At 43.8% G+C, this 19,270-nt stretch carries 20 protein-coding genes and 1 pseudogene; 16 read left to right on the forward strand and 5 right to left on the reverse strand.

Annotation, left to right across the window (positions count from 1 at the left end):
* The first annotated feature begins 34 nt into the window (after positions 1–34).
* The 4 genes from sufC to sufT are packed head-to-tail and all read left to right on the forward strand — an operon-like array spanning position 35 to position 3,894.
* Positions 35–784, forward strand: a complete 750-nt coding sequence (gene sufC, locus H571_RS0109865) for a Fe-S cluster assembly ATPase SufC (RefSeq protein WP_027849158.1) — start codon at positions 35–37, stop codon at positions 782–784.
* Positions 781–2,088 carry a Fe-S cluster assembly protein SufD gene (sufD, locus tag H571_RS0109870; protein WP_027849159.1) on the forward strand — a complete coding sequence of 436 codons (1,308 nt, stop codon included), beginning with the start codon at positions 781–783 and terminating at the stop codon, positions 2,086–2,088. The genes sufC and sufD overlap by 4 nt, the downstream gene beginning before the upstream one ends.
* Positions 2,085–3,323, forward strand: a complete 1,239-nt coding sequence (locus tag H571_RS0109875) for a cysteine desulfurase (RefSeq protein WP_036218085.1) — start codon at positions 2,085–2,087, stop codon at positions 3,321–3,323. Before sufD ends, H571_RS0109875 begins: the two co-directional genes overlap by 4 nt.
* Before the next feature lie 16 nt (positions 3,324–3,339).
* Positions 3,340–3,894 carry a putative Fe-S cluster assembly protein SufT gene (sufT, locus tag H571_RS0109880; RefSeq protein ID WP_156887864.1) on the forward strand — a complete coding sequence of 185 codons (555 nt, stop codon included), beginning with the start codon at positions 3,340–3,342 and terminating at the stop codon, positions 3,892–3,894.
* A 50-nt stretch (positions 3,895–3,944) separates the two neighbouring features.
* Here sufT and H571_RS0109885 read toward each other — a convergent pair whose 3' ends face one another.
* The 3 genes and pseudogenes from H571_RS0109885 to H571_RS16350 all read right to left on the reverse strand — a co-directional run.
* On the reverse strand, positions 3,945–5,858 hold the full coding sequence (locus tag H571_RS0109885; RefSeq protein ID WP_027849162.1) for a methyl-accepting chemotaxis protein: 1,914 nt from the start codon (positions 5,856–5,858) through the stop codon (positions 3,945–3,947).
* A 79-nt stretch (positions 5,859–5,937) separates the two neighbouring features.
* Positions 5,938–6,315 (reverse strand): CZB domain-containing protein, encoded by a 378-nt coding sequence (locus H571_RS16345; protein ID WP_245562354.1) that lies wholly within the window; start codon positions 6,313–6,315, stop codon positions 5,938–5,940.
* Positions 6,316–6,363: 48 nt separating this feature from the next.
* Positions 6,364–7,026 (reverse strand): annotated as a pseudogene (locus tag H571_RS16350) (methyl-accepting chemotaxis protein); the annotation flags it as partial.
* Positions 7,027–7,221: 195 nt separating this feature from the next.
* On the opposite strand from H571_RS16350, the gene H571_RS0109895 reads away from it, so the two are divergent.
* Positions 7,222–8,439, forward strand: a complete 1,218-nt coding sequence (locus tag H571_RS0109895; protein WP_027849164.1) for a TraB/GumN family protein — start codon at positions 7,222–7,224, stop codon at positions 8,437–8,439.
* Here the strand turns inward: H571_RS0109895 and H571_RS0109900 are convergent.
* Positions 8,436–9,983: a cation:proton antiporter domain-containing protein gene (locus H571_RS0109900; RefSeq protein ID WP_027849165.1), complete on the reverse strand. Its 1,548-nt coding sequence runs from the start codon at positions 9,981–9,983 to the stop codon at positions 8,436–8,438. The two genes, H571_RS0109895 and H571_RS0109900, sit on opposite strands and share 4 nt — an antisense overlap.
* A 153-nt stretch (positions 9,984–10,136) precedes the next feature.
* On the opposite strand from H571_RS0109900, the gene H571_RS14875 reads away from it, so the two are divergent.
* Both H571_RS14875 and H571_RS0109910 read left to right on the forward strand, forming a co-directional pair.
* Positions 10,137–10,484, forward strand: coding sequence for an outer membrane protein assembly factor BamE (locus H571_RS14875; protein WP_051168363.1), 348 nt, complete (start codon positions 10,137–10,139; stop codon positions 10,482–10,484).
* A 2-nt stretch (positions 10,485–10,486) separates the two neighbouring features.
* Positions 10,487–10,750, forward strand: coding sequence for a DUF1653 domain-containing protein (locus tag H571_RS0109910; protein WP_027849166.1), 264 nt, complete (start codon positions 10,487–10,489; stop codon positions 10,748–10,750).
* Here the strand turns inward: H571_RS0109910 and H571_RS14880 are convergent.
* Positions 10,747–11,100, reverse strand: a complete 354-nt coding sequence (locus H571_RS14880; RefSeq protein ID WP_051168277.1) for a YqcC family protein — start codon at positions 11,098–11,100, stop codon at positions 10,747–10,749. The genes H571_RS0109910 and H571_RS14880 overlap by 4 nt on opposite strands.
* Before the next feature lie 232 nt (positions 11,101–11,332).
* Here H571_RS14880 and flgB point away from each other — a divergent pair, with 232 nt between their 5' ends.
* From flgB to flgJ, 9 genes are all read left to right on the forward strand, one after another.
* Complete coding sequence (gene flgB / locus H571_RS0109920) at positions 11,333–11,734, forward strand: flagellar basal body rod protein FlgB (protein WP_027849167.1); 402 nt, start codon at positions 11,333–11,335, stop codon at positions 11,732–11,734.
* 14 nt (positions 11,735–11,748) lie between these two features.
* Positions 11,749–12,222 carry a flagellar basal body rod protein FlgC gene (flgC, locus tag H571_RS0109925; RefSeq protein ID WP_027849168.1) on the forward strand — a complete coding sequence of 158 codons (474 nt, stop codon included), beginning with the start codon at positions 11,749–11,751 and terminating at the stop codon, positions 12,220–12,222.
* Positions 12,223–12,298: 76 nt separating this feature from the next.
* The gene (locus H571_RS0109930; protein WP_027849169.1) at positions 12,299–12,985 is read left to right on the forward strand and encodes a flagellar hook assembly protein FlgD; all 687 of its coding nucleotides are present in this window, start codon (positions 12,299–12,301) and stop codon (positions 12,983–12,985) included.
* Positions 12,986–13,010: 25 nt separating this feature from the next.
* Complete coding sequence (locus H571_RS0109935) at positions 13,011–14,546, forward strand: flagellar hook protein FlgE (protein WP_027849170.1); 1,536 nt, start codon at positions 13,011–13,013, stop codon at positions 14,544–14,546.
* Positions 14,547–14,695: 149 nt separating this feature from the next.
* The gene (locus H571_RS0109940; protein ID WP_027849171.1) at positions 14,696–15,433 is read left to right on the forward strand and encodes a flagellar basal body rod protein FlgF; all 738 of its coding nucleotides are present in this window, start codon (positions 14,696–14,698) and stop codon (positions 15,431–15,433) included.
* A gap of 23 nt (positions 15,434–15,456) precedes the next feature.
* Positions 15,457–16,245 (forward strand): flagellar basal-body rod protein FlgG, encoded by a 789-nt coding sequence (flgG, locus tag H571_RS0109945; protein ID WP_027849172.1) that lies wholly within the window; start codon positions 15,457–15,459, stop codon positions 16,243–16,245.
* Positions 16,246–16,273: 28 nt separating this feature from the next.
* Positions 16,274–16,957 (forward strand): flagellar basal body L-ring protein FlgH, encoded by a 684-nt coding sequence (flgH, locus tag H571_RS0109950; protein WP_027849173.1) that lies wholly within the window; start codon positions 16,274–16,276, stop codon positions 16,955–16,957.
* A gap of 16 nt (positions 16,958–16,973) precedes the next feature.
* Complete coding sequence (locus H571_RS0109955; protein ID WP_027849174.1) at positions 16,974–18,086, forward strand: flagellar basal body P-ring protein FlgI; 1,113 nt, start codon at positions 16,974–16,976, stop codon at positions 18,084–18,086.
* Between the two features lie 10 nt (positions 18,087–18,096).
* On the forward strand, positions 18,097–19,251 hold the full coding sequence (gene flgJ, locus H571_RS14885; RefSeq protein ID WP_051168278.1) for a flagellar assembly peptidoglycan hydrolase FlgJ: 1,155 nt from the start codon (positions 18,097–18,099) through the stop codon (positions 19,249–19,251).
* The last annotated feature ends 19 nt before the right edge of the window (positions 19,252–19,270 follow it).

A 19,270-nucleotide genomic window follows, 5' to 3' on the forward strand; every position in this document is an offset into this window, starting at 1 on the left:
TAAAAATATTTTAGCTTATAAAGAGATTACCAAGATGATAGAGATTAAAGACCTACACGCAAAAGTTGAAGGCAAGCCCATTCTTAAAGGGCTAAGCCTAAGCATTAAGCCTGGGGAAGTTCACGCCATTATGGGACCCAATGGTTCAGGTAAATCAACACTTTCTGCTGTTTTAGCTGGGCGTAGCGATTACGAAGTCACCAGCGGTACAGTCACCTTTTTTGGCGAAGATTTATTTGCTATGAGTGTTGAAGAACGTGCCTGTGCAGGTTTGATGTTGGCATTTCAATACCCTGTAGAAATTCCCGGTGTAAAAAATGTTTACCTTTTAAAAGCCGCCTTAAATGCCCAGCGTAAAGCCCGTGGCGAGCCAGAAATAGAAGCTCCAGCCTTTATGAAACTAGTGCGTGAAAAACTGCAATTTATGAAAATAGACAACAGTTTTTTACACCGCGCTGTGAACGAAGGTTTCTCGGGTGGTGAAAAGAAGCGTAACGAAATTCTACAAATGCTGATTTTAGAACCCAAGCTAGTGTTGCTAGATGAAATTGATTCTGGCCTAGATATAGATGCCTTAAAAGTGGTTGCCGAAGGGGTTAACTCTTTACGTGATGCAGGCCGTAGCTTTTTAATGATTACCCACTATCAGCGCTTGCTAGATTACATAGAGCCAGATTTTGTGCACGTTTTAAACGATGGTCAAATCATTAAAACAGGTGATAAGTCACTAGCGCTTGAACTAGAAGACCGTGGTTACGATTGGGTAGTGGAGGAAACTGCATGAAACACTACGCCCAAGCCTTTGACGCATTTAACAAGAATGCTGAAGACGGCTGGTTAAAAAGTCAGCGCATTGCTGCTTTTGCCCGTTTTGAGCACTTAGGTTTTCCTACCCCCAGTGTTGAATACTGGAAATATACCGACACCAAAGCTTTAGCTAAGCGTGAGTTTAAGCTAGCCACTGGCTATGACCAGCAAGCAGCGGCAGAGCTTTTAAAAGCCAAGGGTTTGAAGCTAGATGCCCACCGCTTGGTATTTGTTGATGGTTTGTTAAGTTCTGAATTGTCTAATTTGGAAGGCTTACAAGATGCCGTTGTTATCGAACCTTTATCGCAAGCTTTAGCTACTGAATTAGAGCTAACTAGCGGCATGATGGGTCGCTTAGCTGGTATTGATGTAGATGTATTCACGGCACTTAATTTTGCTTTTGTTAGCGAAGGTGTTGTGGTGCGTGTGGGTGCTAACCAAAAGGTGAATAAACCACTGTTAGTGACCTACCTTTCAACTGCGACTGAAGAAGTTATGTCGCACCCACGCATTTTAATTGCCGCTGGCGCAAGCAGTGAGCTGCAATTAATTGAACACTTTATTGGTGCAGACGAAGCTAAAAACTTTACTAACCGTGTGGTTGAAGGGGTAATGGAGCGTAATGCTAAAATCCATCACACCCTTTTACAGCAACCTAGCGATAAAGAATGGTGGGTAGGCCGCATTCAAATAGAGCAAAAGCGAGACAGCCGCTACACCAGCCACCAGATGAATTTAGGCGGCAAGCTAGTGCGTGATGACTTGGTTTGTGATTTAAACGGTGAAGGTGCGGAGTGTGACTTTTCTGGCTTATTGTTTGGTCGTAATCGTCAACACCTGGATATTCACACCCTGGTTAACCACAATGCGCCGCTTACCAATAGCTATGAAACCTATAAAACCATTTTAAACGACCGTTCGCAGGGCGTATTTAATAGTAAGGTTATTGTTAAAAAAGATAGCCAAAAAATTCATGCGGTACAGAATAACGCCAACCTTTTGTTAAGCGACCAAGCGCAAATTAATGCCAAGCCTGAATTAGAAATTTATGCTGATGACGTTAAATGTGCCCACGGTGCAACCACGGGTCAGCTAGATATGGACGCACTTTTCTACCTTATGGCGCGTGGCATAGGCGAAGAAGAAGCGCGAGGTTTGCTCACCTTGGCTTTTGCTAATGAGGTAATAGATAAGCTGGAATTACCAGAAATTTATAACCTAGTTGAAACCACCGTTGCTGGTCAGTTGCCCCATAAAATTGAGCTGGAATTAACCCAATGACTCAGCCACAGCCAGCCTATGACCTAGCCAGCTTAAGAGCAGACTTCCCAATTCTTGCGCGTGAAGTAAATGGCAAGCCTTTGGTGTATTTAGACAATGCCGCAACCAGCCAAAAGCCTTTAGCGGTTATTCAGGCAATGGATGATTATTACCGTAAAACCAACGCTAATATTCACCGTGGTTTGCACACGCTTTCACAAGAAGCAACGGATGCACACGAGCTGGCGCGAGAAAAGGTGCAAGGTTTTATTAATGCTGCTTCAAGTAAAGAAATTATTTTTACGCGTGGCACAACAGAAAGCATTAACTTGGTGGCACAAAGCTGGGGTAGGGCAAACTTAAAAGCGGGTGATCAAGTGATCTTGTCGATGCTTGAACACCACGCCAATATAGTGCCTTGGCAAATGCTGCGTGAACAACTAGGCATAGAGTTGGTAGTTATTCCTATCTTGGCCGATGGTAGCTTAGATAGGGAAGCCTTTTATAAGCTGCTAACGCCTAAGGTTAAATTCCTAGCCATTACGCAAGTGTCTAATGCTTTGGGAACAGTTACGCCGCTAGATGAAATCATTCCTGCTGCCCATGCTTTAGGTATTCCTGTCTTGGTCGATGGGGCGCAGGGTGTTCCGCATCAAAATGTGGATGTGCAAGCCTTGGATGCAGACTTTTATGTTTTCTCTGGGCATAAAATGTACGGCCCAACGGGTATTGGTGTGCTCTATGGTAAAGAAGCTTTGCTAGAAGCCATGCCGCCTTGGCAGGGTGGTGGCGATATGATTGAGCATGTCTCTTTTGAAAAAACCACCTACGCTAAATTGCCGCACAAGTTTGAAGCCGGTACACCGGCCATTGCTGCTGCCATAGGTTTAGGCGCAGCGGTGGATTGGATGTTAAAAGTTGACCCAGATGCCATCGGTGCTTGGGAAAACCAGTTATTAACCTATGCCACCCAGCAGATGAAAGCCGAGTTACCCGGTTTGCGTATTTTGGGCGAAGCCGAAGGTAAGGTGGGTGTTATTTCTTTTGTGCTAGAAGGCGCTCATGCCCAAGACCTAGGCTTACTTACCGATCAGCTAGGTGTTGCCCTGCGTACTGGTCATCACTGCGCTATGCCGGTATTAGAGCACCTAGGCGTAGCGGCTACTGCCCGAGTTTCTTTTGCGGCTTACAATACGTTAGAAGAAGTGGACGTTTTTGTAGCAGCGCTCAAGCGGGTTAGAGAAATGCTGATTTAACCAGCAGGAGTTGTTTATGAGTCAGGTTAACAAAGGCGACAAGCTAAACCTTTTGCGTGAAACGGAAGTTATTTCTGTCCCTTTTGGCTTAACCATTAGTTTGCCTGAAGGTGAAGAAGTCGAGGTTATGCAGGCCAAGGGCAGTACGGTGAGTGTGGGGCATCAAGGTCGTATGTATATGATTGAAGGCATTAACCTAGACGCTTTAGGTATGCCTAGCCTTAAACAACCAGTTTTGCCTAAGGGTGCAACCAATGAGCAGATAATGGATTTTGCTTGGGATCAACTGCGTACTTGTTTTGACCCAGAAATTCCCGTGAATATCGTCGATCTGGGTTTGGTTTATGGCATGAAAATTGTTGATTTAATCGATGGCCGTAAAATGCTCAATATTAAAATGACTTTAACCGCACCCGGTTGCGGTATGGGTGAAGTGATAGCCGCTGACGCAAGGCGCAAGCTGTTAGGCGCTGAAGATTTAAGCTCGGTGAATACTGAAATAGTATTTAACCCGCCTTGGTCACGCGAAATGATGTCTGAAGATGCCCAGCTAGAACTGGGTATGTTCTAACTAAAAAGCCTCTCAAGGGAGGCTTTTTAGTTAGTTGCAGCTTGTATCTATTAAGTTTTAAAGTGACTGGCTTCTTTTCTTAGCGTTTGGGCAAGCTTGGTTAGCTGAGTTGAAGCTGCTGCAGTGTCTCTTGCATTCTCTGTTACCCCACGAATACCCTCATTAAGCTGGTTAAGGGTTAGGTTAAGCTCTGAAACAACAGCACTTTGCTCTTCGGTTGCTGTGGCTATTTGTTGGTTAAGGCCTAAAATTTCACGGGTGGAATCTGCCGTTTGGCTAAAGCGTTGGGTAGATTCTTTAGAGCTTTCCGTACCTTCTGAAGCAAAACTACTGCATTGCTGCATTTTTATTAAGGCTTGTTGAGCTGCTTGACGGAAGCTTTCAATTTTTTCACGAATGCTGCCAGCCGCTTGCTGAGAATTGCCTGCCAAAGAGCGAACTTCATCGGCTACTACCGCAAAGCCACGACCATGTTCTCCGGCGCGAGCTGCTTCTATGGCTGCGTTTAGTGCTAACAAGTTGGTTTGTTCAGCAATGCTACTAATAATGCTTAATACTTGATCAATTTCTTCTGTACGACTATTCAGCTCAGAAACTATATCTGCCGTAGCAAGCACTTCTTCTTCTAGCTGGTTAATGGTTTTTTGGCTGTTTTCTACTTGCTCTCGCCCTTCATCGGTTTGCTCTACTGCCGCTTCAGCACGTTCAGAAGCCCAAACCGTATTTTGTGCTACTTCGTGAATGGCGGTGTTCATTTCTTCCAGCGCAGCAACTAGCTGAGTTGTCATGGATTCTTGACGATTGGATTCGTCTAAAAGAATGTTGCTATTTTTATCTAGCTGTTCTGATGCAGCAAAAAGTTCTTCGGTAGAACTACGCATTTTGGTTACTAGCTCTTGGAAGGACTGCATCATGGAATTAAAAGCTTGGCCTGTAACAGCCATTTCATCCTGACCTTTTAACTTAACTCTAAGTTGCAGGTTGCCTGTTTGCTGTACTTGTTGTACTACATCTTTGATGTGCTGAAGGGGTCTAATAACAATGCGTTGGCTAAACACCTTGGCAAATACCATGCCTATAATAATGGCAGCAATAGACATTAAGCTAAGTAGCCACTGTAATAGGTTTAAACGTTGAAATACTTCAGTATTTTTTGCTGTTACACCTAAAACCCAGCCCGTTGCTTCTATGGGCGCAAAGCCTACTAGGTAGTCTTGACCATCGGCTTCAAGCCGTAAATCTATCGTGCCACTACGCTGTTTTACAATTTCTGAAAAGGTTTGAATACTGGCTGCGTCGCCAGTTTCTAGGGTGTTGTATTGGTTTAGAACTTTTTCACGGTCACGGTTAGCTATAACGATGCCTTTTTCATTCAAAACAAAAGCAAAGCCACCCTCACCAAAACCCAAGTCATCGGTAATGTTGCTTAACAAAGAGGCATCCATACGGGCTATAAGTACCGCTTTAACCTTTTGTGTTGCCTTGTCTCTAATGGGGGTAGCTAACATGATGACGGGCATATTAATCACTCGACTAATAATAACGTCCGACATATTGGTTTGGTTTTCAAAGGCCTTAATGATGTAGCTACGGTTAGCAAGGTTGGCGGTATTACCAGCAGGATAATGCGCAATACCTTCTGCATTTACCCAGCCTAAACCGAGGTAGCCAAGGCGTTTAGTTGCATCACCTAAATAGCTTAAAGACTCATCCGAAAGCTCTTGTAACAAAGGCTGTTCAGCTAGTTCTGCAAGGGTGGCTAGTTGTGTGTTTATACGGCTACGCACTGTGTCGCTAGCACTAACTGCAATATTATTTAGGGCTAGCTCTACCTGTTCATTAACGGCAAGGGTTGACTGATAAAGTGCAGTTAAGCCAAGACTACCCGAGACTATTAGTAAGACAAGAAAGAATGCCAGCATTAAGCGCTGGCTAATGTTTTTAAAGGGGGAAGCAATTGCCACGTGAAATCCTCTCAAGTTAAATCCATTAAAACAAGCGTTAAAAAGCCACTAGCACCTTAAAAGGGTGTGGCTTAGCTTATTATTTTTTAGCTAGCTCTTCTTGTAGTTGATCTATAAAGGTTACTACCTGATGACCAGCATCTTCCATAGCTTCAAGTGCTGCCACTAGCGTTTCCATATCGCCTCTTGCACCGGCTTCTAAGGCTTGATTACCATATTCATGCACTGCTTTATGTGGGCTGTTTAAGTCTTTAAAGCTGCTTAATTGTTGGTAATGTTTAGCACCATAACCTTCAAAATACCACTTACCTAGGCGGCAAGCTGTGTGGTCGCCCGCACTTTCATCGAATCGTCCTTCACTTATTCTTTGATAAATGCCTGCTTTCCATACGGCATGATCTAGCTTAACGGTATTAAGGAAGGCATTGGTTGTTGTGCTATGAATAACCGACTGCATGTGATCTGAACTATTGATAACTTGATCAACAGTGCTGCTAATTTGTATTGATGAGCTAGAAACATCTTCTGCGCTAGCTTGGCTAATATCGACTAGGTGACGAATGCTCTCAATTTGACGAATGATTTCGGCGATGAGTTTTTCGATTTCACCACTGGCAGAACTAGCCTTGCCAGCTAATTGCCTAACTTCATCGGCTACTACTGCAAAACCACGACCATGCTCGCCAGCACGCGCTGCTTCAATAGCCGCATTAAGGGCTAAAAGGTTGGTTTGGTCAGAAATTTCTTGAATACTACCAATAAGTTTGCCAATGCTTTGCGCTGTGACTTCAAGGGTGCGCGCCCCAGAAGAACTTTGTTCTGCTTGTTGGCTAATGGTTTTAGCGCGTCTGTCTAGCTGCTCTACTGCTGTGCGCGTTTGATTGAAGATTTCATCAAGCAGTTTTAAGGCTTTGCGTTCACCGCGTAGAACATCAGTATCCCTTGCTAAACCATCACGCACAGCGTTTAACATGGCGCTGCCACGTTGATTTACCTGTTGAATTTTTTCCATCTGATCGCAATGGCTAGCCTTGGTATGAATGTCTTCACGTAAACGTTTGATTTCTTGTTGTAGCTGCTGCACTTCTTGCTGGTGTTGGCTTTGATTTGCTTCAAGCTGTTGACGCAGTTGCAGGTTTTCATTTTTAAGTGCGTGTCCAAAAAACATGTCTCTCTCCTTTAAAACGTTGGTAACACACTACTTTTTTGTAATAGTTAGTCTGCTTACATTCTAATGATTTATATCTTTAAAGTATATTTTTGTTACAGATTATATACCTGCTGTAGCCGTTTCTACTAGCCTGACTTTTAGCTGTAAGTCTGTTCTAATGCTGCTTTTCTTGATTTCAGCAAGAGACGCTACATGGATACTAGTCAACTAGATGGTTTGAGCAATAATGGCCCGCGCAAAATTCTACAGAAATATAATACTGAGTATACCCTTTTAGGTACTGCTCATGTTTCTAAGGCAAGTGCCAATGAGGTAAGTCAATTAATTAGCAGTGGTGAATTTGATGCTGTTGCTATTGAGTTGTGTCCAGCACGCTTTGCATCTTTAAAAGACCCCGATGCGCTTGCCAAATTGGACCTTTTTCAAGTGATTAAACAGGGTAAAGCTGGCATGGTTGCTGCCAATTTAGCTTTGGGCTCTTTTCAGCAGCGAGTAGCGGAGGAGTCTGGTATTGCGCCTGGCGAAGAAATGAAAGTTGCCATAGAGGAAGCAACTAAGAGAAACCTACCCTTATTAGTGATTGATAGAGATGTAGGCATTACCTTAAAGCGTGTTTACCGTAGCGTGCCTTGGTGGCAAAGAGCAGGGTTAATTACTGGGTTGGTGGGTAGCCTATTTTCACGTGAAAAGGTTTCGCCAGAAGAAATTGAGAAGTTAAAGCAAGGCGATATGCTTGAATCAACCTTTAGTGAGTTTGCGGCTGATTCAGAGCACTTGTACCAAGCTTTAATTGCCGAGCGTGATCACTATATGGCGCTAAGACTGGCGCAAGAAAATGGTGATAGTCAATACAAAAAAGTATTAGTTGTGGTGGGTGCAGGGCATTTAAAGGGATTAGAAGAAAGCTTAGCTGGTCACCTGCCTGCTGATCCTAGCGAGCAACTAGAAGTGCTAAGAAGCTTACCACCTGGAAATAAGTGGTTAAAATACGTGCCTTGGTTGGTGGTGGCGCTCATTCTTTCTGGTTTTGCTCTTGGGTTTAGCCGTGACACGGGTTTGGGCCTACAGATGGTTCTGGACTGGGTGCTGATTAATGGTGGGCTGAGTGCTTTAGGGGTGTTAATAGCGGGTGGGCATCCGCTGACTGTCTTAACGGCTTTTGTAGCTGCCCCTTTAACTTCGCTTAACCCAACCATAGGTGCAGGCTTTGTTGCTGCAGCAGCAGAAATATTTTTTCGTAAACCTAAAGTGGCTGACTTTTCAAAACTACGTGAAGACACAGCAACGCTTAAAGGTTGGTGGCGAAATCGTGTGTCACGTACTTTGTTAGTTTTTATTATGGCTACCTTAGGTTCTGCTATAGGCACTTATGTCGGTGGTTTTTTGGTGTTTGAGCAGTTGATTAACTAGCCTTCTTTATCTGCCTCTTTAAGCAGGTGCTTAGCTAAACCCACACCCGTTTCAGAAAAGGTTTGGTGGGTGTAATTAGCGCCTGCTGCATTAATAGCAGCAGCATCCTCTGCAAAAGAGCTATGGCTAATAATAACGCCCTTAAAGCCGTATTTTCTTAATTTGTGTGCTGCAATAACCTTGGCTTCTACATCGTTAGCAGTCAGTAGTACATATTTAAGGTTAGGTGCTTCAAGTTGTTGCCAAAGCATTTGGTCTTCTGCATCGGCAAAAACCGTGTTAAACCCTTCTTTTAAAAGATTTTCAACCTTCATAGGGTCAGAATCTATGCCAACCATGGCTAGTCCTTTGTCTTCTAGGTGAAGGTAGGCAGCGGTACCTGTGCGTCCCATACCAATAATTAAAACTTCTTCGTCTAGCTTTAAGGGCAACTCGTCTGGGTGAAACCCTTTTCGTTCAAAGGGTACTAGGTAATTCGATAGCTTCTCATACAAGGGTTGTGCAGCTCTGTATAAGGGCGCTGAAATTAAAAAGGACAGACTAACGGCAAGGGCGAGAGGTACTAGCCATTCGGGTAGAATTAGGCTGGCAACGATTAAACCAAATTCACTAAAGTTAGTTAGGCTTAACCCTGTTAAAAAAGCACTACGGGCGCGTAATTTAAAGGTTACAAGTATAAAAAAGAATAAAATACCTTTAATTGGCAGTAGCAAAGTGACTAGGAGTGCAAAAATAATCGCGTTGCTGTTGGGTAGGCTACCTATACCTATTTGTAAGAAAAAACCTACTAAAAAAACCTCTTTTATACTCCATAAGGCTTTGGATAGTTCAGGTGATCTTGGGTGGTTGGCAAGCAAAGCACCAAAAGCAAGTGCGCCCAGTTCAGAACTTAAACCAACACTTTCAAAGCCAAAACCACCAATAACTAAGGCAAGTAATAAGCCAAGCAAGACTAGCAGCTCATCTTGGCCACTGAAGTCTAAAAGCTTATAAAAAACAGGACGTAGGAGTGGAATACCAAAAACGACTAATGCCCACATAGAAGGCGTGCTACCACTGGTAATACTCATGACTAGCAGGGCTATTAAATCTTGTATTACCAATATACCAATGGCAACGCGGCCATGAAAGGCTCGCAACTCTCGCTTGCCTTCTAAGACTTTGGCTGCAAGTACTGTGCTAGAAAAAGATAGGGCAACGGCAAGCATTAGCGCTGTATAGGCACTAACATCCATAAAGTAGAAAATACCGGGAGCAAAAATAATGCAGGAAATAATAAAGTGAATTAAGCCACCCCCAATAACTTCTGGGCGTGCCAAACTTTGTATTTTTAATTTTAAACCCACGGTGAAAAGCAATAATAAAACACCTAGGTGGGCAAGGTGCTGTAGTGCTGCTGTGCTTTCTGCGGGTAAGCCAATAAATTGACTGGAGGCTGAAATAGCAAAGCCGGCCGCTAAATACCCTATAAGGGGCGGCAAGCCTAGCATTTTCATACTTGCGCCTAAGCCAAACGCAAAAATAATCCAAACCGCTTCGGTCATATCTAAGTCCGTCAGAATTACTAAAAAAGAGGGTGAATTAAGTCAGCTTGAAGGAGGTAAATCAAGGTTTAGTTATTAAAAAGCAACACTAGGGTTAAAGTTGTTGGATGTGTAATAATGCAAATACAAGCGTTAAACCTAAGAGGTCTTAGTATGAAACTTATTAAAAATACTTTATTTGCACTAATGGTAGTTGGGTTGTTTGCTGGTTGTGCCACCGTTGGCCAACCCTATGCTGAACATAAGGTTGCAGACATAGTTATAGGTGAAACCTCTAAAGCAGATATTCAATCCATGTTTGGTAATCCTTGGCGTACTGGCCTTGAAAGCGGCAAGCAGACTTGGACTTACGGTAATTACCGCTACAGTGCTTTTTCAGATGCACAAACCAGTGATTTAGTGATCCGTTACAACAAAGAAGGCAAGGTTGCTTCTTATACCTATAACCGAACGACTGCTAATCCAGAGCAGCCAGCTAAAACTAAGCAAGCTGGGCCTTAGTTATGACTGTAAACCTTAACGCTACACCGCCTGTTGAGCTACCACGGGGTATTTATCGTCACTTTAAGGGTGCAGAATATGAGGTGCTTCGACTAGCACAACACAGTGAAACTGAAGAATGGCTAGTGATTTATCGCCAGTGTTATTCCGATGGTAGCTGGTGGGTTCGTCCTCTAGCCATGTTTATAGATAAGGTAGAGGTAGCCGGTGAGCAGGTGCCGCGCTTTGAATATCAGGGTGCTAAACCCGACAAAGGCATGGATTAAACCTGCTTTAATAAACTAGCCGGAGGAATTTTTTGTTCGGTTAGCAGTTGATCAATAGCCAGAGTCACTTCCATGACTCTGGCTTTTTCATTTTTAGTAAACACCATTTCAACTTGTTCCGTAATAGCGCAGCTAGTCGGTAAGCCGTTGTCTGCATCAACTAAGGCTCGCATTCTAGGTATAAACAAATAGCGTAACCACTGCTCTAGACTCATGGTATCTACACAAAAGGGTGTGTGGCTGTTAAAGGCAGAAGCTTCAGGCTGGGCGATCTGCCAAGCGTCTATTTGCTTTAGTCGGCTTTCTAAGAGAAGAAGAAGTTTACTGAGTAGCTTTGAAGTTGGGGTCATCTTGGGTTGTTAGGCTCGTTACTGGCGGCTAGTTAGGTTTAAGAGTTTAACAAAAAATAGTGGCTAATCACTAGAGCGGCAGAGGCTTGCCGCTTTTAATCTAATTTGGTGCTGCTCGTCAAAATTTTGAAGCTTTTTTTCAGGTTTCTTTTTGTTAGTTGTTGATTTATAAAGAAAAATAAAACATGGCACTAAAATTGAATGTATAAAGGCAAAGCAGCGGAGAATAGATATGTCGATCAACTTTAAAAATGCCCTAGGCCTACACCCAGATGCACTTAATGTGCGTAGTAAGCGTTCAGAGATTTTGGCTAACAACCTAGCAAACAGTGATACGCCAGGCTATAAGGCACGTGACCTAGACTTTAAAGGTATTTTAAAAGGCGAATATGAAAACCGTCAGCGTATGGAGCTTAATCGCACCAGTCAACGGCATATTCCTGCCGCTGCAATAGTGATGGATCAGTCATTAAAGTTTCGTACACCGCACCAGCCTTCGGTTGATGGCAATACTGTTGAAACGAATATAGAACAGGCTGAATTTGCTAAAAATGCGATGGACTTCCAGAGCAGTTTTACATTTTTAAACAGTAAATTCAGTGGCTTAATGAAAGCCATGAAGAGCCAGAGCTAATTAGGAGCTGAGTTATGTCTTTAAATAAGATTTTTAATATTGCTGGAAGCGGTATGAATGCTCAAACAGTGCGTTTGAACACCACAGCTTCGAATATGGCTAACGCTCAAAGTGTCAGTTCCTCTATTGATGAAACCTACCGTGCTCGCAAGCCGGTGTTTGCGCCAATGTTAGAGCGCTACAAGCAGGGCATTAGTGACGAATATGGTTACCAAAACCCCGTTACAAGCTTTAACCCACGCGATGTTGCTGGTGAAGGTGTTCAAGTGTTGGGCATTGTTGAGAGTAATCAAGAATTACAAATGCGCCACGAGCCTAATCACCCTATGGCAAATGAAGAGGGGTATGTTTTTTACCCTAACGTTAACGTAGTAGAAGAAATGACCGACATGATGTCTGCTTCACGTTCTTTCCAAACTAACGTTGAAGTAATGAATACCACCAAACAAATGATGCAGCGTGTTTTGACTCTAGGTCAGAATGGCTAAAAGTAAAAAATTATAAGTAAGGCAAAATTTTGCCGCTATTGTTGCCCTAGCGGCAACTGTGAGTAGAGATAAGACTATGAGTATTGAAAAAACAAGCTTTTACCAAGACTTGCAGGTCGAAAAAAAGCAGCGTGAGGCCGAAAAAGCCGGTAAAAGAAATGATATGGGTAAAGACGAATTTATGCGTCTGCTCATTGCTCAGTTAGAACACCAAGATCCGTTAGAACCAACGGATAACGGCGAGTTTATTGCTCAGATGGCACAGTTTTCATCTTTGGAAGGTATTAGCAACCTTAATTCCACGGTAGAAAACTTTGGTGCAAGCATGCAGTCAACTCAGGCTTTGCAAGCTTCAACACTGGTTGGTCGCTCGGTACAGGTGTTGAGTAATTGGTCTGAGTTAAAAGACGGCAAAGCAATTAACGGTACGGTTGATTTAAAAGAATCTTCGTCCGATGTGTTTGTTGCTGTTTACTCAGGCGAAGGCGAGTACCTAGGCGATATTTCTTTAGGTTCACGTGAGCCTGGTGAGGTGGCTTTTGAATGGAATGGTTTAGATACTGATGGCAACCCTTTTCCTCCGGGTTCTTATCAGTTCCGCGCTTTTGCCAATAACGGCAAAGAACACGAAGGGGTTGATTTATACCTTGCTCAAAATGTAGCTAGCGTATCGCTTAATTCGGGTGCTCGCGGTGAAATAATGTTGAATATCAGTGGGCTAGATAAAGCCATACCACTGCGTGAAGTCAAAGTAATTAACTAATTTTAAGGCAGGGGAGTGCTTAACTATGAGCTTTAATACAGGTCTTTCAGGTTTGCGTGCCGCGCAAATGGATTTAAGTGTTACCGGTAATAACATTGCTAACGCCAGCACCAAGGGTTTTAAACAATCTCGCGCAGAGTTTGGGGATGTTTACAGCGCCTCTATTTTAGGTACTGGCCGCAACTCGGTAGGTTCGGGTGTACTGGTTGAGCGAGTTTCTCAGCAGCATACCCAAGGTAATATTGACTATACCGACCGTGCCTTAGACATGGCAATTGAAGGTAATGGCTATTTTGTACTTTCAAATAATGGCGTAAAAGAGTACACCCGCGCTGGTTATTTTGACCTAGATAAAGAAGGTTATGTTACCAACAATACCGGTAAGCGTTTGCAAGGTTATGAGGCCGACTTAAAAGGTAATGTGCAAGGTGTCATGGGTGATATACGCTTAACACAAACCAATGTAGAGCCTAATGCAACCACACGAGTGGATGTAGAGCTTAACTTAGATTCGCGTAAAGAAAGCTTAGATCTTAGTGGGTTTGATCCGCGTGATAGAACAACTTACAGTGACGCCAACCAAACGGCTATCTATGACAGCTTGGGTATAGAGCACGTCTTAACCCAGTATTTTGTTAAAGTCGACTCAGATAATACGAGTGCTGGTAATACCTGGGCTACTATCAATGCGTTTGATGGTAAATTTTATTCTGGGAATGGTGATCCTTTATATATTGAAGACTCAACGGGTACTTTTGCAATTCCACTGACTGCTGAAAACTGGAATACAACTAGAAACCTGTTCACCAGCGTAACAGGTACGCCACCTGCTACTACGGGTGTTACTGCTGCGCCAGGTGGTGGTACGCTTGCTGGCTATCTTACTCATTCAGATACTCCTGGTGCCCCGCCAGCTCCAGTCGCTGATGGTATAACCCAAGCAACCTTGGCGTTTAATACTCAGGGTGCTTTAACCGGTTATAACCCAGGTTATGGTAACTTTATAAATGCAACAACAGGTGCTCCTGCTGCTACAGGTGCTGTAACAACTGGACCAATACCGATTGATGTACCTGCTGACTTTTTAGGTGGTGCATTTTTGGGTACCACAACAAACCTAAACCAAGTTGCTTACCATATGCGTGGTACAACTCAGTATGGTGCTTCTTATTCTGCTCAATCTCAGTATCAAGATGGCTATACCACTGGGCGTTTAGCAGGCATAGAAGTAAGCCCTGATGGTACTATTTTTGGTCGTTATACTAATGGTCAAAACCGCACTGTTGCTCAGGTTCCTTTGGTGACTTTTAGGAACCCTGAAGGTTTGAAGCCTAATGGTTCAACGGCTTGGCTGGAAACTTCTGAATCAGGTATTCCAACGACTAATACGGCTGGTACGGGTATTACCGGTACGATTGCTGGTGGTGCTTTGGAAGAGTCTAACGTCGACTTGGCAGAAGAGTTGGTCAAAATGATTATTGGTCAGCGTAACTACCAAGCCAACGCCAAAACCATTCAAACTCAAGACACCATTACCCAGACCATAATTAACCTACGTTAATTAGCCCTCTGAATTAAAAAGCTCCTTCGGGAGCTTTTTTTATGCCTACTTTTTAATTTACTCGTCTGCAATGAATAGCCGCTAGGCTTCAGTACACGGTTGGCACAGAGTTTGCATAATACTAAGTCATTAAGAATTCGGAGTTACTCATGGACAAAGCACTCTTTATCGCAATGACTGGCGCCAAGCACAATATGATGGCGCAAACGGCACGTTCAAATAACCTAGCCAACGTGAATACCACCGGCTTTCGCGCCGATTTTGAGCAAGCCCGTGCCATGCCAGTATTTGGTGAGCACCACCCAAGCCGTGTTTACTCGCTTACAGAGCGTCCAGCAACTGATATTCAATCCGGCAGCTACGACTACACAGGTAATCCGCTCGATATCGCTGTGCAAGGTGAAGGCTGGATAGCGGTGCAAGCGCCTAATGGTGAAGAAGCTTACACTCGCCGTGGTGATTTGAATATTGACCCTACAGGTATGCTACGTACCGGCAATGGTTTGCCGGTAATCGGCAATGGTGGACCGATTGTTCTACCACCCGGCCAGCGTTTTCATATCAATGGTGATGGTGGCATCAGTCTAAATGATGCAGGCCAAGCCGCTTTAGTTGATCAAGTTAAGTTGGTTAGCGCCCAAGCTTTGGGTGTAACCATGGAAAAAGGCCTAGATGGCTTAATGCGTCCACGCGATTTTGCTGGCGCACTGCCTGCCGATGAACAAGTTAGAGTAGAGTCAGGCGCAATAGAAACCAGCAACGTAAACGCAGTCAACGAATTAACGAGCCTACTGGCACTTTCTCGCCAGTATGAAATGAACGTAAAAATGATGAAAACCATCGATGAAAATGGCGCTTCTGCAAGCAGCGTTATGCGCATGGGCTAAAAATTTTAAAAGAGGTTTAAGTTATGCATCCGGCACTTTGGACAGGTAAAACAGGCTTAAATGCCATGGACGTTAAAATGTCCACTATTTCTAACAACCTAGCTAACGTTAATACGGTAGGTTACAAGCGCAATCGTGCAGTGTTTGAAGATTTACTTTACCAAGCACAAAAAATGCCAGGCGCACAAAACGGTGGTGATACTCAATTACCTACAGGTTTGCAGTTGGGTACAGGTGTGCGTGTAACAGCAACCCAGCGCCAGTTCACCGAAGGTAGCTTAGAAACCACTAACCAGCCTTTAGATATAGCGATTAATGGCCGTGGGTTCTTTCGTTTAATGATGCCCGATGGTGAGGTTTCTTACACGCGCAATGGTCAGTTTCACTTAGACTCAGACGGTCGCATAGTGAACTCGAATGGCTTTCCCTTAGAGCCAGAAATTGTTGTGCCAGAAAACACTAACTCGGTAACTATTGGCCGTGATGGTACGGTAACAGTAACCGAAGCGGGTCAGAACAATCAGGCGCAAGAAATTGGTCAAATAGAAGTGGTCGACTTTATTAACCCTGCAGGTTTACTAGCCATGGGTAATAATGTTTATGCCGAAACTGCTGGCTCGGGTGCACCCTTAGATGGTGTTGGTGGTGAGAATGGTTTTGGTGCAGTCGAACAAAGTATGTTAGAACTTTCTAACGTGAGCGCAGTAGAAGAGTTGGTAGATATGATTACTACTCAGCGTGCTTATGAGATGAATACCAAGGTAGTCTCTGCAGCCGATGATATGTTGCGTAACCTAACTCAGACGCTCTAATGATTAAAGATGTTGCGGGGGCAATAGCATGAAGCGCGTATTTTCTATATCACTAGTGTTATTACTGGCTATGCAGCTTGCTGCTTGTGCTGCGAATCCAGGTGAAAAGCAGGTTAAACCTGATGATCCTGTTTATGCGCCAGTTCAGCCTAGTCGTATGGCGCCACCGCCGCCAACACGTGGTTCTTTATACCAAGCTTCGCATAGCAAAGCCTTATTTAACGACCGTAAAGCCTACCGTATTGGTGATGTAATAACGGTTAACTTGGAAGAACGTACTCGTTCATCTAAGTCTGCAAAGTCAGATATTTCTAGTAACAGTAATATTACTGTTGCCAACCCAACCATTGCTGGGCGTGAATCGCCTATTAATATGGGGTTAGGTTTGGACTCAGATAGAAGTTTTACGGGTGATGCTAGCGCGGATCAAAGCAACAGTCTGCTAGGTAAAATAACGGTAACCGTTCACGATGTTTACCCCAATGGTAACTTGTTAATTCGCGGTGAAAAATGGTTAACCCTTAACCAAGGTGATGAGTATGTGCGGGTTTCAGGTATTGTAAGACCTGAAGACATCCTTCCTGATAACTCTGTTAGTTCTAGTCAGTTAGCTGATGCAAGGCTTACTTATAGTGGCACAGGTGATCTAGCCAATTCTAACCGTCAGGGCTGGTTAGCACGTTTCTTTAACAGTGGCTGGTGGCCGTTGTAATATGAGGGTTTACCGAATGAAGCTTGCTAACCTAGTACGCTTAACGGCAATTACTTTAGTTTTATTTAGCTGGCCTTTTACTTTGCAAGCCAGCACTAGCCGCTTAAAAGATATTACTACTGTTGAAGGTGTGCGTAGTAACCAACTGATAGGTTATGGTTTGGTGGTAGGGCTAGATGGTACGGGCGACAATGCGCCTTTTACCAATCAAACCTTTGCCAATATGATGAACCAGTTTGGTATTACTTTACCGCCTGGTGTTAACCCCAAGTCTAAAAACGTAGCAGCAGTAACTGTTAGTGCTGAACTACCACCCTTTGCCAAGCCAGGGCAAAGTGTTGATATCACGGTTTCTTCTATAGGTAATGCTGAAAGCCTGCGTGGTGGTACTTTGTTAATGACACCCTTACGTGGTGCAGACAGCAATGTTTATGCAGTCGCTCAGGGCAGCTTAGTTGTGGGTGGTTTTGGTGCAGCCGGTGCGGATGGCTCTAGAGTAACGGTGAACGTGCCGAGTGTGGGTCGTATTCCTAACGGTGCAACTGTTGAGCGTGAAGTAGCCAACTTTTTTGGCGATAGCGATACCCTAACTTTTAACTTGCACTACCCAGACTTCACTACAGCAAGACGTATCGAAGAAACCATTAATGGTTTAATGGGGCCAAACGTTGCCCAAGCCTTAGATCCAGTTTCCGTTAGAATTCGTGCTCCAAGGGATACCAGCCAGCGCGTTGCTTTTTTATCGGTATTAGAAAATTTAGAAGTAACCACTGCCGACGCTGCTGCCAAAGTGATTATTAACTCACGTACTGGCACGATTGTTATAGGTCAGAATGTTCGAGTAGCTCCAGCGGCAGTAACTCACGGCAGTTTAACGGTTACCATTGCCGAAAATCCTGAAGTTGTGCAGCCCGATGCTTTTACTGATGGCGAGACAGAAGTTCAACAGAATACACAAATTAATATTCAACAAGAAAATAGCCCCATGTTTAAGTTTGATGCTGGGGTTACTTTAGATGAAATAGTGCGAGCGGTTAATCAAGTGGGTGCAGCACCCGGTGATTTAATGGCTATTTTAGAAGCCTTAAAACATGCTGGCGCTTTAAATGCTCAGCTAATTGTAATTTAAGGGTAAAAAAATGATTGGGGATAAACCAACCAACGGTAACTACGCCAAAGCTCAAAATGCTTACCATGATTTTCAAGGTTTGCGTGAGTTAAAAAAAGGTGCGGTTGAGGAAGACCCAGAAGCCCTTAAAGAAGTTGCGCGTCAGTTTGAAGCACTTTTTATACAAATGATTTTAAAAAGTGCGCGTGAAGCAGATGAGTTAATTGGTGGCGAAGAAAGCTTGATGCGCTCTAAAGACATGTCTTTTTTTCAAGGCATGTTAGATGAGCAGTTTTCTATTGCTATGACGCAATCCAATAACGGCCAAGGTTTAGGCTTGGCAGATGTCCTAGTTAGCCAGCTAGCTAAAACACCCAAAACACCTGTTGGTGAAGTGTCTGAAGATGTTCGCCGTGGAGCGCAATTACTAACAGAAGACCTAATGCAGCAGCTGAATGACAGGCGTTTACGCTTTTCTCGTGCGCCCTTAGCTGCCGCTGGTCATAGCAGCAATCAAGAGCAAGATCGCCAAGCAGCTTCACAAGCCATACAAGCAGCACAAAGGCCACCCCTGGCCGCTGCTAGTGAAAAAGCAGGACGCAAACCATTAGAAATTGAAGGCTTGCCTGTTAGTGCTGATAAACGTGCTTATTTTGCTTCACCTGAAGACTTTGTACGCCACATTTACCCCTTAGCGCAAAAAGCTGCGGCACGTATTGGTGTCGACCCTAAATTAATGCTAGCGCAAACTGCACTAGAAACGGGTTGGGGTAAATTTATGATCCCTCGTGAAGATGGCACAAGTAGCTTTAACTTGTTCAATATTAAAGCTGATAAACGCTGGGATGGTGAATCAGCAGAAGTGCAAACGCTAGAGTTTCGTAATGGTCAGCCGCAACAAGAGCGCTGGCCTTTTAGAGCCTACGAGTCACTTGATGCTTCTATAGACGATTACATCGATTTTTTAACTGCTAATCCACGCTATCAACAAGCACTGGAAAAAGCAGCTGACGCTCAAGCCTTTGCTAAAAGTTTGCAGCAGGCGGGTTATGCAACTGACCCACGTTATGCACGAAAAATTATCAATATTATGGATGGCAGCACTTTAAATCAGGCATTAGAAAATATTTCAACGCAAGAGCAACAAAAAACGCCTACAGACGTTGCTTTAAAAGACGATAAATAAATTTGTAATGCAGAACACT

Origin of the sequence: Marinospirillum minutulum DSM 6287, from assembly GCF_000422325.1 — a bacterium.
Classification (GTDB): Bacteria; Pseudomonadota; Gammaproteobacteria; order Pseudomonadales; family Halomonadaceae; genus Marinospirillum; species Marinospirillum minutulum.

Excerpts from the sequence above, each read along its gene's own strand:
- sufC (WP_027849158.1), top strand. The coding sequence starts at position 35 with ATGATAGAGATTAAAGACCTACACGCAAAAGTTGAAGGCAAGCCCATT.
- sufD (WP_027849159.1), top strand. The coding sequence starts at position 781 with ATGAAACACTACGCCCAAGCCTTTGACGCATTTAACAAGAATGCTGAA.
- H571_RS0109875 (WP_036218085.1), top strand. The coding sequence starts at position 2,085 with ATGACTCAGCCACAGCCAGCCTATGACCTAGCCAGCTTAAGAGCAGAC.
- sufT (WP_156887864.1), top strand. The coding sequence starts at position 3,340 with ATGAGTCAGGTTAACAAAGGCGACAAGCTAAACCTTTTGCGTGAAACG.
- H571_RS16345 (WP_245562354.1), bottom strand. The coding sequence starts at position 6,315 with ATGCAGTCGGTTATTCATAGCACAACAACCAATGCCTTCCTTAATACC.
- H571_RS0109895 (WP_027849164.1), top strand. The coding sequence starts at position 7,222 with ATGGATACTAGTCAACTAGATGGTTTGAGCAATAATGGCCCGCGCAAA.
- H571_RS0109900 (WP_027849165.1), bottom strand. The coding sequence starts at position 9,983 with ATGACCGAAGCGGTTTGGATTATTTTTGCGTTTGGCTTAGGCGCAAGT.
- H571_RS14875 (WP_051168363.1), top strand. The coding sequence starts at position 10,137 with ATGAAACTTATTAAAAATACTTTATTTGCACTAATGGTAGTTGGGTTG.
- H571_RS0109910 (WP_027849166.1), top strand. The coding sequence starts at position 10,487 with ATGACTGTAAACCTTAACGCTACACCGCCTGTTGAGCTACCACGGGGT.
- H571_RS14880 (WP_051168277.1), bottom strand. The coding sequence starts at position 11,100 with ATGACCCCAACTTCAAAGCTACTCAGTAAACTTCTTCTTCTCTTAGAA.
- flgB (WP_027849167.1), top strand. The coding sequence starts at position 11,333 with ATGTCGATCAACTTTAAAAATGCCCTAGGCCTACACCCAGATGCACTT.
- flgC (WP_027849168.1), top strand. The coding sequence starts at position 11,749 with ATGTCTTTAAATAAGATTTTTAATATTGCTGGAAGCGGTATGAATGCT.
- H571_RS0109930 (WP_027849169.1), top strand. The coding sequence starts at position 12,299 with ATGAGTATTGAAAAAACAAGCTTTTACCAAGACTTGCAGGTCGAAAAA.
- H571_RS0109935 (WP_027849170.1), top strand. The coding sequence starts at position 13,011 with ATGAGCTTTAATACAGGTCTTTCAGGTTTGCGTGCCGCGCAAATGGAT.
- H571_RS0109940 (WP_027849171.1), top strand. The coding sequence starts at position 14,696 with ATGGACAAAGCACTCTTTATCGCAATGACTGGCGCCAAGCACAATATG.
- flgG (WP_027849172.1), top strand. The coding sequence starts at position 15,457 with ATGCATCCGGCACTTTGGACAGGTAAAACAGGCTTAAATGCCATGGAC.
- flgH (WP_027849173.1), top strand. The coding sequence starts at position 16,274 with ATGAAGCGCGTATTTTCTATATCACTAGTGTTATTACTGGCTATGCAG.
- H571_RS0109955 (WP_027849174.1), top strand. The coding sequence starts at position 16,974 with ATGAAGCTTGCTAACCTAGTACGCTTAACGGCAATTACTTTAGTTTTA.
- flgJ (WP_051168278.1), top strand. The coding sequence starts at position 18,097 with ATGATTGGGGATAAACCAACCAACGGTAACTACGCCAAAGCTCAAAAT.